The following is a 17,054-nucleotide window of genomic DNA, read 5'->3' on the forward strand; positions in this document are numbered from 1 at the left end:
CCCCGCCGGCTTGGCCGAACGCTGCATGCAGGACGCCGTTGGCACCCCCGGAAGGGCACGCTTTCAGGCGATAAGCAAACGATATTGACAGCGCCACGAGTCTGTATATTAAAAGTGTTGACACCGGTTACCTGAAGACGGGAACCGGCTGTCTGGCGAAGTAATTCGCCGCTGTCCGTTTTCGCCGGGGGCGATCGGGCAAATTGGCGGAACGGGGGAGGTCGCAATAGGAATCAGCGCGCCATCAGTGCGAGTGGCCGTTTTTCGGCAAATTCTTGAAAAAATCAGAATCGCTGACGGGTGTAGCCTGCAACGCAGGTGCGCCCACATTGCATCATAGATTTCGACTGTTGTTGATACCGGTGTCACAGCTTTCGAAGCTCGCGCTGCAAAGTGCCGGTTTCGAAATCGACCGCGCCGGTTACATGTCGATCGAACGGGAGAAGGTCATGTCTGAAGTGCAGAAGGGGGCCCGCGCCATGCGGGTGGGGATTCGTTCGTTATTGACGGCATCGGTTGCCGTGCTCGCCATAGGCAGCGCCTATGCCCAACAGGCCGGCAATGCGCAGGATGCTGCGCAGGACGACAGCCAGTATGAAGAGATTGTCGTCACCGGTTTCCGCGCCTCGCTGGAGGAAGGGCAGGATAACAAGCGCAACGCGCCGAACGTCATCGAAAGCATCGTGGCGGAAGATATCGCCAAGCTGCCCGATCTGAACGTCGCCGAAACGCTGCAGCGCATTCCGGGCGTCGCCGTATCGCGCGAAGGCGGCGAGGGCCGCAACATCACGCTGCGCGGCTTCGCGCCCGATTTCACGCGCACCACGCTGAACGGCATGGAAGTTCCCGCGTCGAGCGACGGCCTCGATTCGGGCGGCTTCACGCTCAATGCCGGACGCGCATTCGACTTCCACCTGTTCGCGTCGGAATTGTTCACGCGCATCGACGTCCAGAAGTCGCAGCGCGCATCGATCGAAGAGGGCGGCATCGCCGGCACCGTCGATCTCTATTCGGCCAAGCCGCTTGATTACGACAAGCCGGTGATCGTGATGTCGGCGCAGGCGGGCTATAATTCGCAGACCGAAAAGGTCGATCCGCGCTTCACCGCGCTGGTCAGCGATACCTTTGCCGACGGCACCCTTGGCGTGCTGCTGTCCGCGGCCTATTCCAAGCGCACGGTACAGCAATCGGGCTTTGGCACGGTGCGCTGGACCTCGCCCTATGCCAATGGCGATTCCTGGGCGGACACCAATCCGACCGTGATCGGAACGGTCGACGGCAGCTGTGGTGCGACCGATCCGCTCGACTGTCTGTGGGCGCCGCGCCTGCCGCGTGCCGATTATTTCGGCAATGATCAGGAACGTATCGGCCTTGCCGGATCGATCCAGTTCAAGCCGAGCGACAGCTTTGAAGTGACTCTCGACGTGCTGCATTCGGAGCTCGACAATGATCGCTACAGCTACAACTCGATGGAGTGGCTGCTGACCCATGGCGATCCGGGCAATTATACCGGCCAGACGCCGCTCGAATTCGTGGTCGGCCCCGATGGACGCCAGATCGTCGCCGCCAAGTTCGACGACGTCACTTCCTGGTATGAAAGCCGTCACCAGACGTCGAAGTCGAAGTTCAACCAGGTCGTGTTGTCGACCGATTTCCAGTTTACCGACCGGCTGAAGGGCGATGCCATGGTCGGCTGGGCGCGCGACAGCGCCGATCGCTATGAGCTGCGCTTCTATGCGCGGTCGAACCCGCATTATTATGCCTATGATTTCCGCGACAACCCGCTGGTTGCTGCGGTCGATTACGGCTCGTTCGATCCCAACGATCCCAACAGCTTTATCAATGCGACGACTGCGGCGCATCGCACCAACGATGTCGATAAGGAGAATGTGACCGCAAAGGGCAATTTGTCCTTTGAAATGGGCCGCGCCACGATCCTTGCCGGCGGCGCGTTCAGCGATCGCACCGTCCGCTATCGCGAGGCATCGGGCTCCGCCGCCGACTTCGCGCCGCAAAATTATCTGCGCCCCTTCCCGATCTCGACCTTCGGAAACGGGATCGGCTCGCCCGGGCTGGTGCCGTTCGCCGTAATCGATTTCGACAAGATCGATTCGACCGTCCTCACGCCGGGCTTCACTGACAATGTCGGCGCCGGATGGGATGTGGGTGAGCGCACCGCAGCCGGCTATATCGAAGTGCTGGGCAGCGTCGATATCGGCGGCATGGAACTGCGCTATGACGCGGGCGTCCGCTATGTGAAGACGATGGTTCGTTCGAGCGCGGTGGTCAGCGGTACGCCGGTCAAGGTGACCAATGATTATGACAACTGGCTGCCGTCGGCGAACCTGGCGCTGAACATCACGCCGTCAATCATCGCCCGCGCCGCCTATGCCCGCAGCATGACGCGGCCCAGCCTGGGCTCGCTCAATATCGCCGGTCCGCAATTCGGTTATACCACCCGCACGGTCAGCAATATCGGCAACCCCAATCTGAAGCCGTATGAATCGAACGATCTCGATTTCTCGCTCGAATGGTACACGCCGGGCGGTGGTCTGATCGCGGTCGGATATTTCAACAAGGATATCGTCCGGTCGCTGAATACCCAGATCATCACCCAGATGATCGACCCGGTCTATTGGCCGGCAATCTATGCCGATCCGCAATATGATCCGTCCTACAATGCCGATCCGGCAGTGGTGCCCTACACCTTCTCGATCCCCGTCAACAACGAGGACGGAAACTCGGTCAAGGGCGTCGAAGTCACGCTGAACCAGCCCTTCACCTTCCTGCCCGGCGCGCTGCAATATTTCGGTATCGCGGCAAACTACACCCATGTGTCGGCGCGCGATTCGACCGGGCTTTCGCCCAATTCGTACAACGCCACGGTATATTATGATCACAGCGATTTCGGCGCGCGCGTTTCGGTGAACAAGCGTGACGATTATCTGCTGTCGCAACCCGGCGGCAACGGCCATGTGCAGGAACGCAAATATGGCCCGACGCATGTCGACTTCTCGGCCTTCTACAACCTCACCGATCAATTTACGCTGACGCTGGAAGGCATCAACATCACCAACGAGAAGGAAGTCATCTATGGCACGGGCCAGGGCGATCAGTACCTGTTCCGCGAATATAGCCGCACCGGCGCGCAGTGGTTCGTTGGCCTGCGCTTCACCTATTGATCCTGTGATCGGGCGCTTTCCTGTGCGGGAAGCGCCCGTCGCCGCACCGCGCTCCCCGCGCGTTCGCCGCCTCGGCTGGCGCGGGGCCGTGGGGCTGGCGCTCGGCCTGCTGGTCACGGCCTGCGCCACGCCGGAGGCGGCACAAGCGCCCGCCAGCGTTTCGGCCAGCGCTTCTCACACCGGAACGGTGCCGTTCGACCTGTCCTACACCATCTCGAGCCGCTTTGCGCAGAACCGCGCCGAGCATCCCGATTATCGCCTTCCCGAGGTCGCGCTGTCCGACGGGCGGCGCTTGTTGTTCGAACGGCGCTATCGCGAAGTCGACGGGCGCGAACTCCATCTCGACCTGTTCCTGCCTGCGGCTTCCGCGAAGCCCGCGCAAACGATCGTGCTGGTCCATGGCGGCGCGTGGCGATCGGGCGACAAGTCCAATTTCTATGCGATCGCCGACCATCTGTCGCGTGCGGGCTATGCGGTGGCGCTGCCCGCTTTTCGGCTGGCGCCGCAAGCCGCCTATCCTGCCGGGCTGACCGACATCAACGCCGCGATCGGCTGGCTGCGCGACAATGCCGCCATGCTGGGCATCGACGCGGCACGGATCGCGATCGGCGGCGAATCTTCGGGTGGGCAGATGGCGGCATTGCTCGCCTATAGCTGCGGTACGCCGCTATTTTCCGCTGACGGGAACGCGGCCCCGGCGATCAGCGCACTGATCGATATCGACGGCGTGCTCGATTTCACGACGCCGCTTGCGCTTGCCAACGAAAACCGCGCGGGCGTCGATTCGCCTGCTGCGAAGTGGCTTGGCGGGTCATGGGAACAGATCCCCGACCGCTGGCGCGAAGCAAGCGCGGCGACGCATCTCAGTCCCGCCGCTCCGCCGACACTGGTGATCAGCGGCGAAGCCGCGCGCTTCACGGCGGGATGGGATGCGGTGCAGCCCGCGCTCGATCGCTGGGGCATCGCCAATGCCGAAATACACTTTGCCGGACAGCCGCACACTTTCTGGCTGTTCGAACCCTATGCCGGTCAGGTCGCCGATGCGATCGACGGCTTTCTGCAGCGCCAGGATGTCGCGGCGGCCCGCCCCTGTGTCCGCGCGACCGGAGACACGCAATGAAACCGATCCTCGCCACACTGGCCGCCGCACTGGCGCTGACCGCGTGCACCGCCGATTCGGGCGTAGCGCCCGGCGGCGTTGCGGCGCCGGACCGGATGCTGACCTTCGAAGTCCGCAAGCAATGCGATGCGGCGCCGCGCTGCTTCGAAACGGTGCAGGGTGCCGTCGATGCTGCCGCGGCGACGCCCGAAACGGTGCCGGTGACGATTCGCGTCGGTGCGGGCGATTTCAATGAGCGGGTCGAGATACGGCGCGGCAATCTGACGCTGACCGGGGCCGGGCGCGACGCAACGCGGCTGCACCATGACCTTGTCGCCGAAAATGCCGGCAAATATCACCGCAACAATTGGGGGACCGCGGGATCGGCGACCCTGACGCTCGACGGCGACCGGATCGATGTGCGCGCGATGACGATCGAAAACACCTTCGACTACCTCGCCAACGACGCGTTACCCGGCGATGATCCGCGCAAGATCGGCAATTCACAGGCGCTGGCTGTGCTGCTCGACATTCACAGCGACCGCGTCGCGTTCGAGGATGTGGCGCTGCTCGGCTATCAGGACACGATCTTCGCCAATGGCGCACGCGCCTATTTCCACAATGGCCTGATCGCGGGGAATGTCGATTTCATCTTCGGCAACGGCCAGTTGCTGATCGAGGATAGCGAGCTGCGTACGCGCCGCCGTGCGGGCGAGGACAATGACCATGGCTTCCAATCCTTCCTGCTCGCCCCCTCCACGCCGATCCAGCAGGCGATCGGGCTGGTGGTCCATCATTCCCGGCTGACGCGCGAAGCCGGCGTCCCGGACGCCAGCGTGGCGCTGGCGCGGCCATGGCACCCGACCACGCGCTTCCCCGATGGCCGCTATGCCGATCCCGATGCCGTCGGGCAGGCGATGTTCATCGACTGCTATATGGACGCGCATATCCATCCCGATCACTGGGCGAGCATGCCTGGAACCGCGCGCGACGGCACAAAGACCGATATTTTCCAGCCACAGGATTCGCGCTTTTACGAAAGCGGTTCGCACGGCCCGGGCGCGCGGCATCGCGACATCGGCATCACCTGGCGCCCCGACATGTCGATCGATCAGATCCGCGCCAGACTCTTCGAGGGCTGGTCGCGCTGAATATCGCAGGCGACACACGTGTCGCCTGTTCAATTGCGCGATTTTGACTCGGGTCAAACCATGCTGACCCGGGGCGGATTATTCCGGTGCCATGGCAAACTGCCCGGAGTATTCGTGATGCCCTCGTCCGGTCCGTTCTGGATTTCCCCAGCCGATATCGACATCGATCATCAGGTGCAGGAGGCGCTGTGCCATGATCTGGAGCGTGTCGCCGATGCGTTGCCGGGATTGCCGACGCCGGCCAAAGTGCGCAGGCTGGCCGAACGGGTCGACCGCGTCGTTGACGAACATTTCCCCCGTGCCGAAGCGCTTTTCGCCGCCATGCCCGATTCCGAACGGCCGACCGAACAGGAATTGCGCCGCCTGCGCAACATGCACAGCATGGATGCCGTCCATGGTGAGGATCTGATCGACATCATGTGGGACCGGGTGTGCGATCGCTCCACCGGCAGCCAGAACGATCTGGCCTATATGCTGCGCTGCTTCTTCGACGGATGTCGCCGTGCCATCGCGTACAAGGAATCTTTATTGGCGAGGGGCCAGCGGCTGCCGGTCAATCCGGATCGGCAATCGCCGCAAGCCGCTCGCGAGAAAGGATCGTGCAGGAACGATCGCCTTTCTCCAACGCAATCACACCGTCTTTTCGCAGCCGGGTGAGTTGTCGGCTGACGGTTTCGATCGTGAGGCCGAGATAATCGGCCATTTCGCCACGGCTGATCGGCAAGGCGATTTCGCTGGCGCTATCGTCTTCGTCGCTGCCCATGCGTTCCGACACTTCGAGCAGGAAGCTGGCGATGCGTTCGACCGCGTTCTTTCTGCCGAGTGCGAGAATGCGATTTTGCGCGTCGGTAAGCGATTCCATCGTCCGTTCGAGCAGCTTGCGTTCCATCGCGCGATGTTCGTCGAGCGTGCGTTCGAACGGACCGCGCGGGAACAGGCAGAGATCGGTTTCGCCGACCGCCGTGATCGTCAGCGGCGCATCCTGCGCAAAGGGCTGGCCGACGAAATCGCCCGGATAGAGAAGGCCGACAATCTGTTCGCGGCCATCGGGTGTCGATGCGGTGACCTTCACTGCGCCGGAAACGATATTGGCGCAGAGCGAATTGGGATCGCCCGACCAGGTAACGACCTGACCCGCCGGAAAGGTCTTGCGGCGGGCGATGTCGCTCAATGCATGAAGCTCGTCATCGCGCATCGCACTGCACAGGGACGTATCGCGCACCAGACACTCGGCACAACGGGAAGGCAGACTAGGCATAAGGCGCATATCGCCCGCCTGCCCCCGGATGTAAATCAGCGATCTTCCGGATCGTCCTCGTCGCTGTCTTCCCAGGCGCAGCGCATGCAGGCGGCGTGACAGCCCCCCGCGCAATCGGAACGCCGCTCGCCCTTCCCCCGGATCGGGATCTGGATCGTGCCGATCGTGCCATTCATCCCGCAAATCGAGACGCTTATGGTGCGTGCTCCGGCCTGAGCCGGGAATGCCGAAAGCAGTGGCAGGACCGACGTCATCGCGGCGGCCGCCAATGCAGTCCTTCCGGCCCAGCGGTGCTCAGACAGCATTGCTGAACCGCACGCCGCTATTGTGTCGATAGGGATCGAGTGTCGCTGCCACAGTGCGCGCATAAGGAAGCGATTCGGGCGCCAGCGTCAACCTTGCACCTTCCCACGCGATCAGGCCGCGTTCGGCAAAGGGCGTCAGCCGGTCGCGAATCTCGGCGAGATCGGGGAGGGCGGCGAGGTCGGCCGAACCGACGCACAGCAGCTTTTCGATCGCAACCCCGCGCAGCCGGTCGAGCGTGCCGCGGTGGAGGCCGCGCGTCGTCGCCAGCGTTCCGTTGCCGATACGCAGATGCCAGCGACCGGCATTTTTCTCGTTCTGCAACAGCGCGCCGGGAAAGGCGCTGATCGCCGACGCGCCCAGGCCGATCAATATGTCGGACGGGTCCTCGGTAAAGCCCTGGAAATTGCGGCGCAGCGTGCCGTTGCGGGATGCGACGGCAAGCGCGTCATGGGGCAGCGCGAAATGATCGAAACCGACCGCCTCATACCCCGCCTGCGTAAGCAGCGCGTGCGACAGGATGGCCTGATCGAAACGCGTCCGCGCGTCGGGCAGGGCGCTGGCATCGATCTGGCGCTGGCGCGGCAGAAGGTGGGGCACATGCGCATAGCCGAACACCGCCAGCCGTTCCGGTTGCAGTTCGATCGCCTGTTCGATCGAATCGCGCAGCAGCGCCGCCGATTGTCCGGGCAGGCCGTACATGAGATCGAAATTGAGCGAATCGACGCCCGCGCCGCGCAGCAGCGACACGGTGCGGGCAATATGTTCGGCGGGCTGGACCCGGCCGATCGCGGCCTGAATTTCGGGCGAGAAGGTCTGCACGCCCAGACTGGCGCGGGTAGCGCCCTGACGCCACATCGCTTCTGCCCAGGGCGCGTCGAAACCGCGCGGATCGAGCTCGACCGAAAGCACTGCATCGCGGCATGCAAAGGCATCGCGAACCCGCCCCGCAAGCGATTCGAACTGTTCGGGCGACAGCGCATTGGGGCTGCCGCCGCCGAACGCGACACGCGCGACCCGGCCATGCCCGCGCAAATGATGCGCGATCAGGTCGATTTCCTCGCCCAGCCGATGGACATAGGCGGCAAGCCGTCCCGAACGGTTGGCCGCACCGGTATTGCATCCGCAATACCAGCAGACCTCATGGCAATAGGGGATGTGCAGATAGAGCGAGAGCGGCGCGTCGATATCGACTGCGGCCAGCGTGCTTGCAAGATCGGCGGGGCCGACCGAGTCGCCGAACTCCGCCGCAGTCGGAAAGCTCGTGTAACGCGGTACGGGCGTCGCCAGCAATTCGGGGTGATAGCTCCACATGCCCGCTTCCCTAATGGGACACGCGCGCGAGGCGTTTGACGCCGGTCAAGCTGGAATTTGAGCAGTCTCAAGGCCGCTGGTTCAGCTGGGGTTCAAAGGCTCCTCACCGACTTGATACGGAGATACGAAATGAAAGGGTTGATTCCGGTTTCGCTGCTGGCGGCTACGATGTTCGCCGCACCTGCCGCCGCGCAGGATCAGGGCATCGGTGCCGGAGACGTGCTGTTGCGCGTTCGCGGCATCGTAGTGGCTCCCAATGAAGATTCGGGGAGCATTCTTCCGGCATTTCCGGGCGAGGGCGTTTCGGTGAACAATGCCGTCATGCCGGAAATCGACTTCACCTATATGGCGACCGACAATATCGGTTTCGAACTGATCGCGTCGACCACCAAGCACACCGCCTCGGGCGTTACCGGCACGACCGGTTCGGTGGGCGAACTCGCCAAGACCTGGGTGCTGCCGCCGACGCTGACCGCGCAATATCACTTCAATCCGAAGGGTGCGATCCGTCCCTATATCGGTGCGGGCATCAACTACACCATCTTCTGGAACGAAGAAGCAACGCCGGCCCTCGAAAGCGCCGTCGGACCGACCTCGGTCAAGATGGACGACAGCTTCGGCTGGGCCGCGCAGGTGGGTATCGACATCGATATCACGCCGAAGGTCTTCATGAACCTCGACGTCAAATATATCGACATGGATACCACCGCGCACATCAATACCACGGCTGCCGGCATGCAGAATGTCGATATCGACCTCAATCCGCTGGTGTTCGGCATCGGTTTCGGCATCCGCCTTTGAACTTTGCGGGGGGCGGTCCCCCGCGTCACCATCTCTCCCCTCAGGGCCGGTGCAAACCGGCCCACTTTTTTTGTCTGCTGCAGGTGAAGCGGGCGGGGAGGGCGGCGTCGCGTTTCGGTGAAGCCGGGGCTCAGGCGTCGCGATCGGTCCGGCTCTGGTCCGGGCGATCCTCGTCGATCAATATGCGCATCGCCGCGCCGTCGAGATCGTCGAACTGGCCGCTTCTGGCTGCCCAGAAAAAGGCGGCAACGCCTATCCCGCCGAGCAACAGCGCAATCGGGATCAGGATGACGAGGCCGTTCACCGCGCCGCTCCGCGCAGGCGCAGCGCATTGGCGACGACGACCAGCGACGATCCCGACATGGCGGCGGCGGCGATCAGCGGGGTGACGAACCCTGCAATTGCCAGCGGGACGGCAAACGCATTGTAGATCACTGCGAGCGCGAAATTCTGCTTCACCACCGCCATCGTCCGCCGCGCGGCGGCAATCGCGATCGGCACCGGCATCAACCCGTCGCCCAGAAAGACGATATCGGCGGCCTGGCGTCCGACATCGGTCGCGCTGGAGGGCGCCATCGACACGGATGCGGCGCGCAGGGCAGGGCCGTCATTAAGTCCATCGCCGATCATCAGGACATGATGCCCGGCCTCTTCGCGTTCGCGGATCGCAGCAACCTTGTCCTCGGGGCGCAGCCGCGCCTTGCCTTCGATGCCGAGCTGCGCGGCGAGTCGTGCCACCGGATCCGGCGCATCGCCCGACACCATGGTGCAGCCGATGCCCATCTGCTGCATGCGGGCAATCGCTGCCGGCGCATCGGTGCGCGCCCGATCCTCGATAGCGATAGCGTGGATCGCGCCGTCGCCCAGCCGGAACGCAGTGTGCGAGCCGTCACGCGCTGCGGCGCCGACCCAGTCGGGGTGCCCGAGCATTGCCTGCCGACCGTCGATCACGCCGCGTACGCCCTTGCCGGGCACTTCCTGCAGGTCGCGCGCTTCCGCCGCTTCGATACTGTCGCCCAGGGTGCAGACGATCGCGCGTGAGGCGGGGTGGTTGCTCGCCCGCGCGAGCGCCAGCAGCGCGCTGCGTTCCGCCATGTCTTCGGGCAGGCCCGAGGTGACGAGCGGGCGTCCGATGGTGATCGTCCCGGTCTTGTCGAACAGCGCCATGTCGGCGCGTGCGAGGCGTTCGAGCCCCGAGCCATCCTTGACCATGATCCCCTTGCGCATCATCGCGCCGGTGACGACCACCTGCGAAATCGGTACGGCAAGCCCCAGCGCGCACGGGCAGGTGATGATCAGTACCGCAATCGCCGTGGTGATCGAGGCGTGCAGCCCCATGCCCGCGATCAGCCAGCCGGCAAAGGTGAGCAGCGCGAGCGAATGGACGGCGGGGGCATAAAGCCGCGCCGCGCGATCGGCGATGCGGGTATAGCGCGACTTGCCCTGACCCGCGCTTTCCATCAGCCGCGCGATCTCGGCGATGGTGGTTTCGTTACCGACACTGGTGATCTTCACCGTCAGCGGCGCCGACAGGTTGATCGTTCCGGCCAGCACTTCGCTGCCCTCGCGCACCGGCTCGGCATCGCTTTCGCCAGTGACGAGCGAGCGATCGATGTCGCTTTCGCCCGACAGGACGATGCCGTCCGCCGCGATCCGTTCGCCCGCCGCGACCAGCAGCGTCATTTTCGGCGCCAGTTCGTCGATCGCGCGGCGGCTGGTGCTGCCGTCCCCGGCCAGAACCAGCGCGTCATTGGGCAGGCGGCGCAGCAGCGCAGTGATCCCGTCCTGCGCCTTTTGCCGCATCACGCTGTCGAGGAACCGCCCGCCGAGCAGGAAGAAAAGCAGCATCAGCGCGCCGTCGAAATAGGCGTGAATGCCGCCGGTGGCGGTTTCGTACACGCTAAGGCCGAGCGCCAGCACGACGCCGATCGAAATCGGCACGTCCATGTTCGTGCGCCCGCGCCTGAGCGCGCTCCATGCGCTTTTGAAGAATGTCTGTCCCGAATAGGCTGCGGCAGGCAGCGCGATCAGCGCCGACAGCCAGTGGAACATGCCGCGCGTCGCGCCGTCGGCGCCCGACCAGACCGACACCGACAACAGCATGACGTTCATCGCGGCAAAGCCGGCGACTGCCAGTGCGAGCACCAGTTTGCGGCTTTCGTCGCTGATCCCGGCGGGGCGTTCGCCCTGCGCCTCATGCGCCTCGAATCCCAGCGCGCGGATGCGTTCGGCAACGGCTTCCGCATCGATGTCGGCCAGATGCGCGACCTTGACCTGGCGCGTGGTGAAATTGACGCGGGCGCTGGCAATATCGGGCTGTGCGGCAAGGCCGTGCTCGATCTTGGCGATGCAGCCGGCGCAGCGCATCCCCTCGACAGCGAAGGTCGATGTCGTCAGCGGTTCGGGCTGTTCGGCGGACGCCGGCGCATTCAAATCCGGACCTCATTGTCGAAATAGGCAGTGTCCCCCGCTGTAACGGCGGTAATGCGCAATTCCCAGCGCCCTTCGGGCAGCTTGTGATCGGTGACATAGCTGCCCTGCGCCGCATCCCAGTGCATCGCAAAGCTGCGTTCGGGCGCGTGGCCGAAGGGGTGGCGCGCGCGCACATCGACCTTGGCGCCGCTTATCGCCTGGCCCGCACGCTGAAGCAGTACGGTCAGCGTGCCGTCCTTGGCGACCAGCGGTGCGGCTTTCCACCCGGCCGCGGCCTGTTTGCGCCCTGCTTCGATCCATTGGTCATAATGCTGGCTGGCGACATAGGGGTTTTCGACGGTCACGCCGCCAAATCCGCGGATCGCGCTGGTCGCCATGATGACGTTGACCGAAATGATCACGCCGAACATCACGAACATGACTCCCAGCATGTGCCAGCCGGTAAAGCGCTTGATCATCGGTTAGCCTCCGGGCGTTCGAAGAAGCTCTGGTCGGTGGCGCTCGCCATATCCTGATCGAGCGCGCGGACCGTGAAGGTGACGTCGGTGCGCTTCGGGCCGTTGCCGGGCGCGGCGACGAAGATCTGGGTCTTCGCCACCTTGTCCGCCGGAACCTTCAGCCGGACCGACCGGGTCGCCTGTTCGCGGCTTCCCGCTTCGTTCCACAACACGCCGTCGATGCCGTCGACACGGATTTCGACGGTGCGCGGGCGTGCCTCCATGTTGCGGATCTTGACGGTATAGGTGTTGCGGATGCTGCCATCGGCAAGGCGGACCCATATGGGATTGCGCGTCTGAAGCACATCGATCCCGATCCGGTCGCGGTTGCCGAGCACGAACAACATGCCGAGCCCGACGCCCGCCCATAGCAGGAAATAGATAAGCGTGCGCGGGCGCAGCAGCCGCTTCTTTGCCGAAACCGTCGGCTTGCCTTCGCGGATCAGCGCTTCGTCGGCAGCGGTGGCATAGCCGATCAGCTTCGGCTCGCGGCCGACCTTTTCCATGATCTCGTCGCAGGCGTCGATGCACAGGCCACAGGTGATGCAGCCGATCTGCGGCCCTTCGCGAATGTCGATGCCGGTCGGGCACACCGCGACACAGGCATTGCAGTCGATACAGTCGCCGACTTTCTCGCCATTGGCGAGATCGGTCAGCGGCTGGGCATGCGAACGTTTCAGACCATGGGTGCGCGGTTCGCCGCGCCAGTATTTATAGGTAACGCCGAGCGATTTCTCGTCCATCATCGCGCCCTGGATGCGCGGCCAGGGGCACATATAGATGCACACCTGCTCGCGCATGAAACCGCCGAGCGTGAAGGTGGTGAATGTGAGGATGCCGACCGCGGCATAGGCGGCGAACGGCGCGCTACCATGGATGAAATCCATGAACAGCGTCGGTGCGTCGGCGAAATACCAGATCCACGCGCCGCCGGTGGCGGCCGCGATATAGAGCCAGATGGCGTATTTCAGCGCCCGCTTGCCGATCTTCTTCGCGGTCCAGGGCGCCTTGTCGAGGCGGATCTGGGCGTTGCGATCGCCCTCGACCAGACGTTCGACATGGACGAACAGGTCGGTCCAGACGGTCTGCGGGCAGGCATAGCCGCACCAGGCACGCCCGACCGCCGAAGTGACGAGGAACAGGCCGATTGCCGCCATGACCAGCAGGCCGACGACATAATAGAATTCGTTCGGCCAGATCTCGATCGAGAACATGTAGAAGCGGCGGTTCGCCAGATCGATCAGCACGGCCTGATCGGGGGCGTAAGGCCCCCGATCCCAGCGCAGCCATGGCGTGACGTAATAAATCGTCAGCGTCACCGCCATGATGACCCATTTCAGGCGGCGGAACGTGCCGTCCACCTTGCGCGGGAAAACCTTTTTCCGCGCTTCGAAGAACTTCTCCTCCGCTCCGGTCAAGTCACTCGGCGATGACATTGCCCGCGCTTTCGTCAGGTGCCGGAGCCGCTTCCGGTTCCGCCCCGACATCGGAGGTCGGCAGGCCTTCGCCACCGCCCAGCGAGTGGACATAGGCTGCCAGCATCTTGATCGTCACCGGATCGAGCCGTCCGCCCCATGCAGGCATGATGCCGTAGCGCGAATTGGTCACGGTATCGGTGATGGTGTTGCGGTCGCCGCCATAGAGCCAGATGGCATCGGTCAGGTTCGGTGCGCCGAACTGCCGGTCGCCCTTCGCATCGGCACCGTGGCAGACGGCGCAGTTATTGGCGAAGATCGCCCGCCCGCGTTGCGCGGATTCGCTCGCCGGCTCCTGCTTCGACGCGAAGCGGACATAGGAAACCACGTCCTGAATCTCGCTCGAAGAAAGCAGCCCGTCGCGGCCGAAGGCAGGCATTTGCGACATGCGGGTCTGATCGTCGCCCGGCTGGCGAATGCCGTGCATCAGCGTCTGCTGGATGGCGGTGATGTCGCCGCCCCACAGCCAGTCATCGTCGTTCAGGTTGGGATAGCCCTTGCTGCCCGCCGCGCCCGATCCGTGGCACTGGACGCAATAGACCTTGAACGCCGAACGACCGCCTTCGACTGCGGTGTCCATCAGCTGCGGGCTGGCGACCAGTTTTTCGACCGGAGTGGTCGACAGCGCCGACATGATCGGCGCGCGCTGCGCTTCCTGTTCGGCCAGCTTCTTTTCCAGCTCGCCATGGCTGGACCAGCCGAGCACACCGGCGGTGGCGCGGTCGATCATCGGCCAGGCGGGATAGAGGATCGTATAGACGATCGCGAATACCACCGTGGCGTAGAAGATGATCAGCCACCAGCGCGGCATCGGCGTGTCGAGTTCCTCGATGCCGTCCCATTCGTGACCGACGGTCTGCGTGCCGGTCGGTTCGTCGATGCGCTTGTTGTCAGCCATTGTCGTTCTCGTTTTCGAAAATGCTATGGGCGGCGCGGCGGTTCGCCTCGCGGTTACGCGGCAGAAAGGCCCAGCCGATCAGTGCCAGGAACAGGCCGGTCATGATGATCAGCGCCCAGCTGTCGGCAAATTCGCGCAGCAGATGATAGTTCATTGCGCCACCTCCTGCGGAATCGCGGTCGAGAAATCGACCTGCGTGCCCAGGCCCTGAAGATAGGCGACCAGCGCGTCCATTTCGGTCAGGCGGCTCGGATCGCCGTCAAAGTCGCGCGACTGTGCCTTGGGATAGCGCGCAGCGACGGCGGCGGTATCGCCTTCGCCGCTGCCCTGCGCGATCGCATCGGCCTGGGCATTCGCAATCGCTTCGTCGCTATAGGGGACGCCGACCCGACGCAGCGCGGCAAGATGTTCGCCAAGCTTGGTGGTGTCGAGATCGGTCCGCGCGAGGAAGCCATATTTCGGCATGATCGATTCGGGCACGACCGATTGCGGGTTCTTCAGATGCTGGACGTGCCATTCATCCGAATAGCGCCCGCCGACGCGCGCCAGATCCGGCCCGGTCCGCTCCGACCCCCATTGGAACGGGTGGTCGTACATGCTTTCCGCCGCCAGGCTGTAATGGCCATAGCGTTCCTTTTCATCGGGGAAGGGGCGGACCATCTGGCTGTGACAGCCATAGCAGCCTTCGCGGATATAGATGTCGCGCCCGGCAAGCTCGAGCGGCGTATAGGGCCGCACGCCTTCGACATGCGCGACCGTCGACTGGATCCAGAAGAGCGGTGCGATTTCCACAATGCCGCCGATCGCGACGGTGACGAGTGCGCACACCCCGAGCAGGGTCACGTTGCGCTCAAGCTTCTTATGCTTTTCTGCCCATTTGGCCATGATCGTTATCCTTATTCGGCAGGGGCGACATTGGCGGCGGCCGGTGCCGGCAGCGGACGATCCTTGGCAGGATCGAACGCGGCGTCGGTCAGCGGGGCTTCGTCACGAAGCTTGCCGGCGATCGTCATCCAGATGTTCCAGACCATGATCAGCGCGCCGGCGAGATAGAGCAGGCCACCACTCCAGCGGATCAGATAATAGGGGTGGAGTGCTGCCACGACTTCGGCGAACGAATAGACGAGATAGCCATTGTCCCCATATTCGCGCCACATCAGCCCCTGGGTGACGCCCGCAACCCACATCGAAGCGGCATAGAGAACGATGCCCAAGGTCGCGCACCAGAAGTGCCAGTTGACCATCCGCAGCGAATAGAGGCGCGTGCGGCCCCACAGGCGCGGCACCATGTAATAGAGTGCGCCGAAGGTGATCATGCCGTTCCAGCCGAGCGCGCCGGAATGGACGTGGCCGATGGTCCAGTTGGTATAGTGCGACAGCGAATTGACTGCCTTGATCGACATCATCGGGCCTTCGAAGGTCGACATGCCGTAAAAGGCGAGCGCGAACACCATCATGCGGATGATCGGATCGGTGCGGATCTTGTCCCATGCGCCGTTGAGCGTCATCAGGCCGTTGATCATGCCGCCCCAGCTGGGCATCCACAGCATCACCGAGAAGACCATGCCGAGCGTCTGTGCCCAATCGGGCAGCGCGGTATAGTGAAGGTGGTGCGGACCCGCCCAGATATAGAGGAAGATCAGCGACCAGAAGTGCACGATCGACAGGCGATAGCTGTAGACCGGGCGTTCGGCCTGTTTGGGCACGAAATAATACATCATGCCCAGGAAGCCGGCGGTCAGGAAGAAACCGACCGCATTATGCCCGTACCACCATTGCGTCAGCGCGTCCTGAACCCCCGAAAAGGCGGCATAGGATTTGGAGCCGAGCAGCGACACCGGCATCGACAGGTTATTGACCAGGTGCAGCATCGCGATCGTGATGATGAACGCGAGATAGAACCAGTTGGCGACATAGATATGCGGTTCGGCGCGGCGGAAGATCGTACCGGCAAAAACCACCAGATAGGCGACCCAGACGATCGTCAGCCAGATGTCGACATACCATTCGGGCTCGGCATATTCCTTGCCCTCGGTCACGCCCATCAGATAGCCGGTCGCGGCCAGCACGATGAACAGCTGATAGCCCCAGAAGACGAAGCGGGCGAGGCCGGGCATGAACAGGCTGGCGCGGCAGGTGCGCTGGACGATGTAAAAGCTCGTCGCGATCAGCGCATTGCCGCCGAATGCGAAAATCACTGCCGAGGTGTGCAGCGGACGCAGCCGACCGAAATTGAGATAGGGCTCGACGTTGAGCCAGGGAAAGGTCAGCTGCGCGGCGATGAACACGCCGACCAGAAACCCGACCACGCCCCAGAAAACCGTCGCGATCGTGCCCCAGCGAATGACTTCGTCATAATAGACGTCGCGGCGGCTGTCGGCGAAGGCGCGTTTTTCCTCGCTGCCGACCCGGCCGATGGAAACCCATGCCGCGATCAGCGCGGCGATTGCGAATATCCCCATATGCACAGCGAAAGGGGCATCCGCCGCCATCGCCGAAGCGAAAAGGCAGGCGAACCCCAGCAGTGTCCATCCGCCGGCGCGGATTGCGGTGTTTTCCATAACTACCCCGATCAATAACCCTGTCAGCCGGCCTATGGCCGTGTGACAGGTGCTAGCTCTTGATCGACGTCAAAACAATGTT

At 63.4% G+C, this 17,054-nt stretch carries 16 protein-coding genes; 4 read left to right on the forward strand and 12 right to left on the reverse strand.

Annotated features, from left to right (window positions below; translation table 11 throughout):
• The first annotated feature begins 449 nt into the window (after positions 1–449).
• From DKB74_RS12400 to DKB74_RS12410, 3 genes are read left to right on the forward strand one after another with little or no spacing between them, the layout of a single operon-like run.
• A complete protein-coding gene (locus tag DKB74_RS12400) occupies positions 450–3,182 on the forward strand; it encodes a TonB-dependent receptor (protein ID WP_239987496.1) in 2,733 nt (910 codons plus the stop codon).
• Between the two features lie 22 nt (positions 3,183–3,204).
• Complete coding sequence (locus tag DKB74_RS12405; RefSeq protein ID WP_239987497.1) at positions 3,205–4,302, forward strand: alpha/beta hydrolase; 1,098 nt, start codon at positions 3,205–3,207, stop codon at positions 4,300–4,302.
• Positions 4,299–5,432 carry a pectinesterase family protein gene (locus tag DKB74_RS12410; protein WP_109808479.1) on the forward strand — a complete coding sequence of 378 codons (1,134 nt, stop codon included), beginning with the start codon at positions 4,299–4,301 and terminating at the stop codon, positions 5,430–5,432. The genes DKB74_RS12405 and DKB74_RS12410 overlap by 4 nt, the downstream gene beginning before the upstream one ends.
• A gap of 78 nt (positions 5,433–5,510) precedes the next feature.
• On the opposite strand, the gene DKB74_RS19015 is transcribed toward DKB74_RS12410, so the two are convergent.
• The 4 genes from DKB74_RS19015 to hemN all read right to left on the reverse strand — a co-directional run bounded on the left by DKB74_RS19015 (position 5,511) and on the right by hemN (position 8,307).
• Positions 5,511–5,828 (reverse strand): hypothetical protein, encoded by a 318-nt coding sequence (locus tag DKB74_RS19015; RefSeq protein WP_239987498.1) that lies wholly within the window; start codon positions 5,826–5,828, stop codon positions 5,511–5,513.
• A 157-nt stretch (positions 5,829–5,985) separates the two neighbouring features.
• A complete protein-coding gene (locus DKB74_RS12420) occupies positions 5,986–6,654 on the reverse strand; it encodes a Crp/Fnr family transcriptional regulator (protein WP_239987499.1) in 669 nt (222 codons plus the stop codon).
• Positions 6,655–6,725: 71 nt separating this feature from the next.
• Positions 6,726–6,959: a hypothetical protein gene (locus tag DKB74_RS12425; RefSeq protein ID WP_109808482.1), complete on the reverse strand. Its 234-nt coding sequence runs from the start codon at positions 6,957–6,959 to the stop codon at positions 6,726–6,728.
• 25 nt (positions 6,960–6,984) lie between these two features.
• Positions 6,985–8,307, reverse strand: a complete 1,323-nt coding sequence (gene hemN, locus DKB74_RS12430) for an oxygen-independent coproporphyrinogen III oxidase (protein ID WP_109808483.1) — start codon at positions 8,305–8,307, stop codon at positions 6,985–6,987.
• 129 nt (positions 8,308–8,436) lie between these two features.
• Here hemN and DKB74_RS12435 point away from each other — a divergent pair, with 129 nt between their 5' ends.
• Positions 8,437–9,108, forward strand: a complete 672-nt coding sequence (locus DKB74_RS12435) for an OmpW/AlkL family protein (RefSeq protein ID WP_109808484.1) — start codon at positions 8,437–8,439, stop codon at positions 9,106–9,108.
• A 130-nt stretch (positions 9,109–9,238) separates the two neighbouring features.
• Here the strand turns inward: DKB74_RS12435 and ccoS are convergent, their stop codons facing one another.
• Genes ccoS through ccoN form a run of 8 tightly spaced genes read right to left on the reverse strand, consistent with a single transcriptional unit; the run spans position 9,239 to position 16,972 of the window.
• Entirely contained in the window at positions 9,239–9,412 is a 174-nt protein-coding gene (gene ccoS, locus DKB74_RS12440; RefSeq protein WP_109808485.1) for a cbb3-type cytochrome oxidase assembly protein CcoS, read from the reverse strand.
• Entirely contained in the window at positions 9,409–11,541 is a 2,133-nt protein-coding gene (locus DKB74_RS12445; protein WP_109808486.1) for a heavy metal translocating P-type ATPase, read from the reverse strand. Before DKB74_RS12445 ends, ccoS begins: the two co-directional genes overlap by 4 nt.
• Positions 11,538–11,999, reverse strand: a complete 462-nt coding sequence (locus tag DKB74_RS12450) for a FixH family protein (RefSeq protein ID WP_109808487.1) — start codon at positions 11,997–11,999, stop codon at positions 11,538–11,540. Before DKB74_RS12450 ends, DKB74_RS12445 begins: the two co-directional genes overlap by 4 nt.
• Positions 11,996–13,474, reverse strand: a complete 1,479-nt coding sequence (gene ccoG / locus DKB74_RS12455; protein WP_109808488.1) for a cytochrome c oxidase accessory protein CcoG — start codon at positions 13,472–13,474, stop codon at positions 11,996–11,998. Before ccoG ends, DKB74_RS12450 begins: the two co-directional genes overlap by 4 nt.
• Entirely contained in the window at positions 13,458–14,411 is a 954-nt protein-coding gene (ccoP, locus tag DKB74_RS12460) for a cytochrome-c oxidase, cbb3-type subunit III (RefSeq protein WP_109808489.1), read from the reverse strand. The genes ccoG and ccoP overlap by 17 nt, the downstream gene beginning before the upstream one ends.
• Positions 14,404–14,565, reverse strand: coding sequence for a cbb3-type cytochrome oxidase subunit 3 (locus DKB74_RS12465; protein WP_109808490.1), 162 nt, complete (start codon positions 14,563–14,565; stop codon positions 14,404–14,406). The genes ccoP and DKB74_RS12465 overlap by 8 nt, the downstream gene beginning before the upstream one ends.
• Positions 14,562–15,296 carry a cytochrome-c oxidase, cbb3-type subunit II gene (gene ccoO / locus DKB74_RS12470; protein ID WP_109808491.1) on the reverse strand — a complete coding sequence of 245 codons (735 nt, stop codon included), beginning with the start codon at positions 15,294–15,296 and terminating at the stop codon, positions 14,562–14,564. The genes DKB74_RS12465 and ccoO overlap by 4 nt, the downstream gene beginning before the upstream one ends.
• Positions 15,297–15,307: 11 nt before the next feature.
• On the reverse strand, positions 15,308–16,972 hold the full coding sequence (gene ccoN, locus DKB74_RS12475; RefSeq protein ID WP_109808492.1) for a cytochrome-c oxidase, cbb3-type subunit I: 1,665 nt from the start codon (positions 16,970–16,972) through the stop codon (positions 15,308–15,310).
• Positions 16,973–17,054: the final 82 nt, after the last annotated feature.

It is taken from the genome of Stakelama portus, assembly GCF_003171655.1.
Classification (GTDB): Bacteria; Pseudomonadota; Alphaproteobacteria; order Sphingomonadales; family Sphingomonadaceae; genus Sphingomonas; species Sphingomonas portus.

Bases quoted from the DNA above. Each gene is read 5' to 3' on its own strand.
- hemN (WP_109808483.1), bottom strand. From the start codon at position 8,307: ATGTGGAGCTATCACCCCGAATTGCTGGCGACGCCCGTACCGCGTTAC.
- DKB74_RS12465 (WP_109808490.1), bottom strand. From the start codon at position 14,565: ATGAACTATCATCTGCTGCGCGAATTTGCCGACAGCTGGGCGCTGATC.
- ccoN (WP_109808492.1), bottom strand. From the start codon at position 16,972: ATGGAAAACACCGCAATCCGCGCCGGCGGATGGACACTGCTGGGGTTC.
- DKB74_RS12410 (WP_109808479.1), top strand. From the start codon at position 4,299: ATGAAACCGATCCTCGCCACACTGGCCGCCGCACTGGCGCTGACCGCG.
- DKB74_RS19015 (WP_239987498.1), bottom strand. From the start codon at position 5,828: ATGGACGGCATCCATGCTGTGCATGTTGCGCAGGCGGCGCAATTCCTG.
- DKB74_RS12450 (WP_109808487.1), bottom strand. From the start codon at position 11,999: ATGATCAAGCGCTTTACCGGCTGGCACATGCTGGGAGTCATGTTCGTG.
- ccoG (WP_109808488.1), bottom strand. From the start codon at position 13,474: ATGTCATCGCCGAGTGACTTGACCGGAGCGGAGGAGAAGTTCTTCGAA.
- ccoO (WP_109808491.1), bottom strand. From the start codon at position 15,296: ATGGCCAAATGGGCAGAAAAGCATAAGAAGCTTGAGCGCAACGTGACC.
- DKB74_RS12435 (WP_109808484.1), top strand. From the start codon at position 8,437: ATGAAAGGGTTGATTCCGGTTTCGCTGCTGGCGGCTACGATGTTCGCC.
- ccoP (WP_109808489.1), bottom strand. From the start codon at position 14,411: ATGGCTGACAACAAGCGCATCGACGAACCGACCGGCACGCAGACCGTC.
- DKB74_RS12400 (WP_239987496.1), top strand. From the start codon at position 450: ATGTCTGAAGTGCAGAAGGGGGCCCGCGCCATGCGGGTGGGGATTCGT.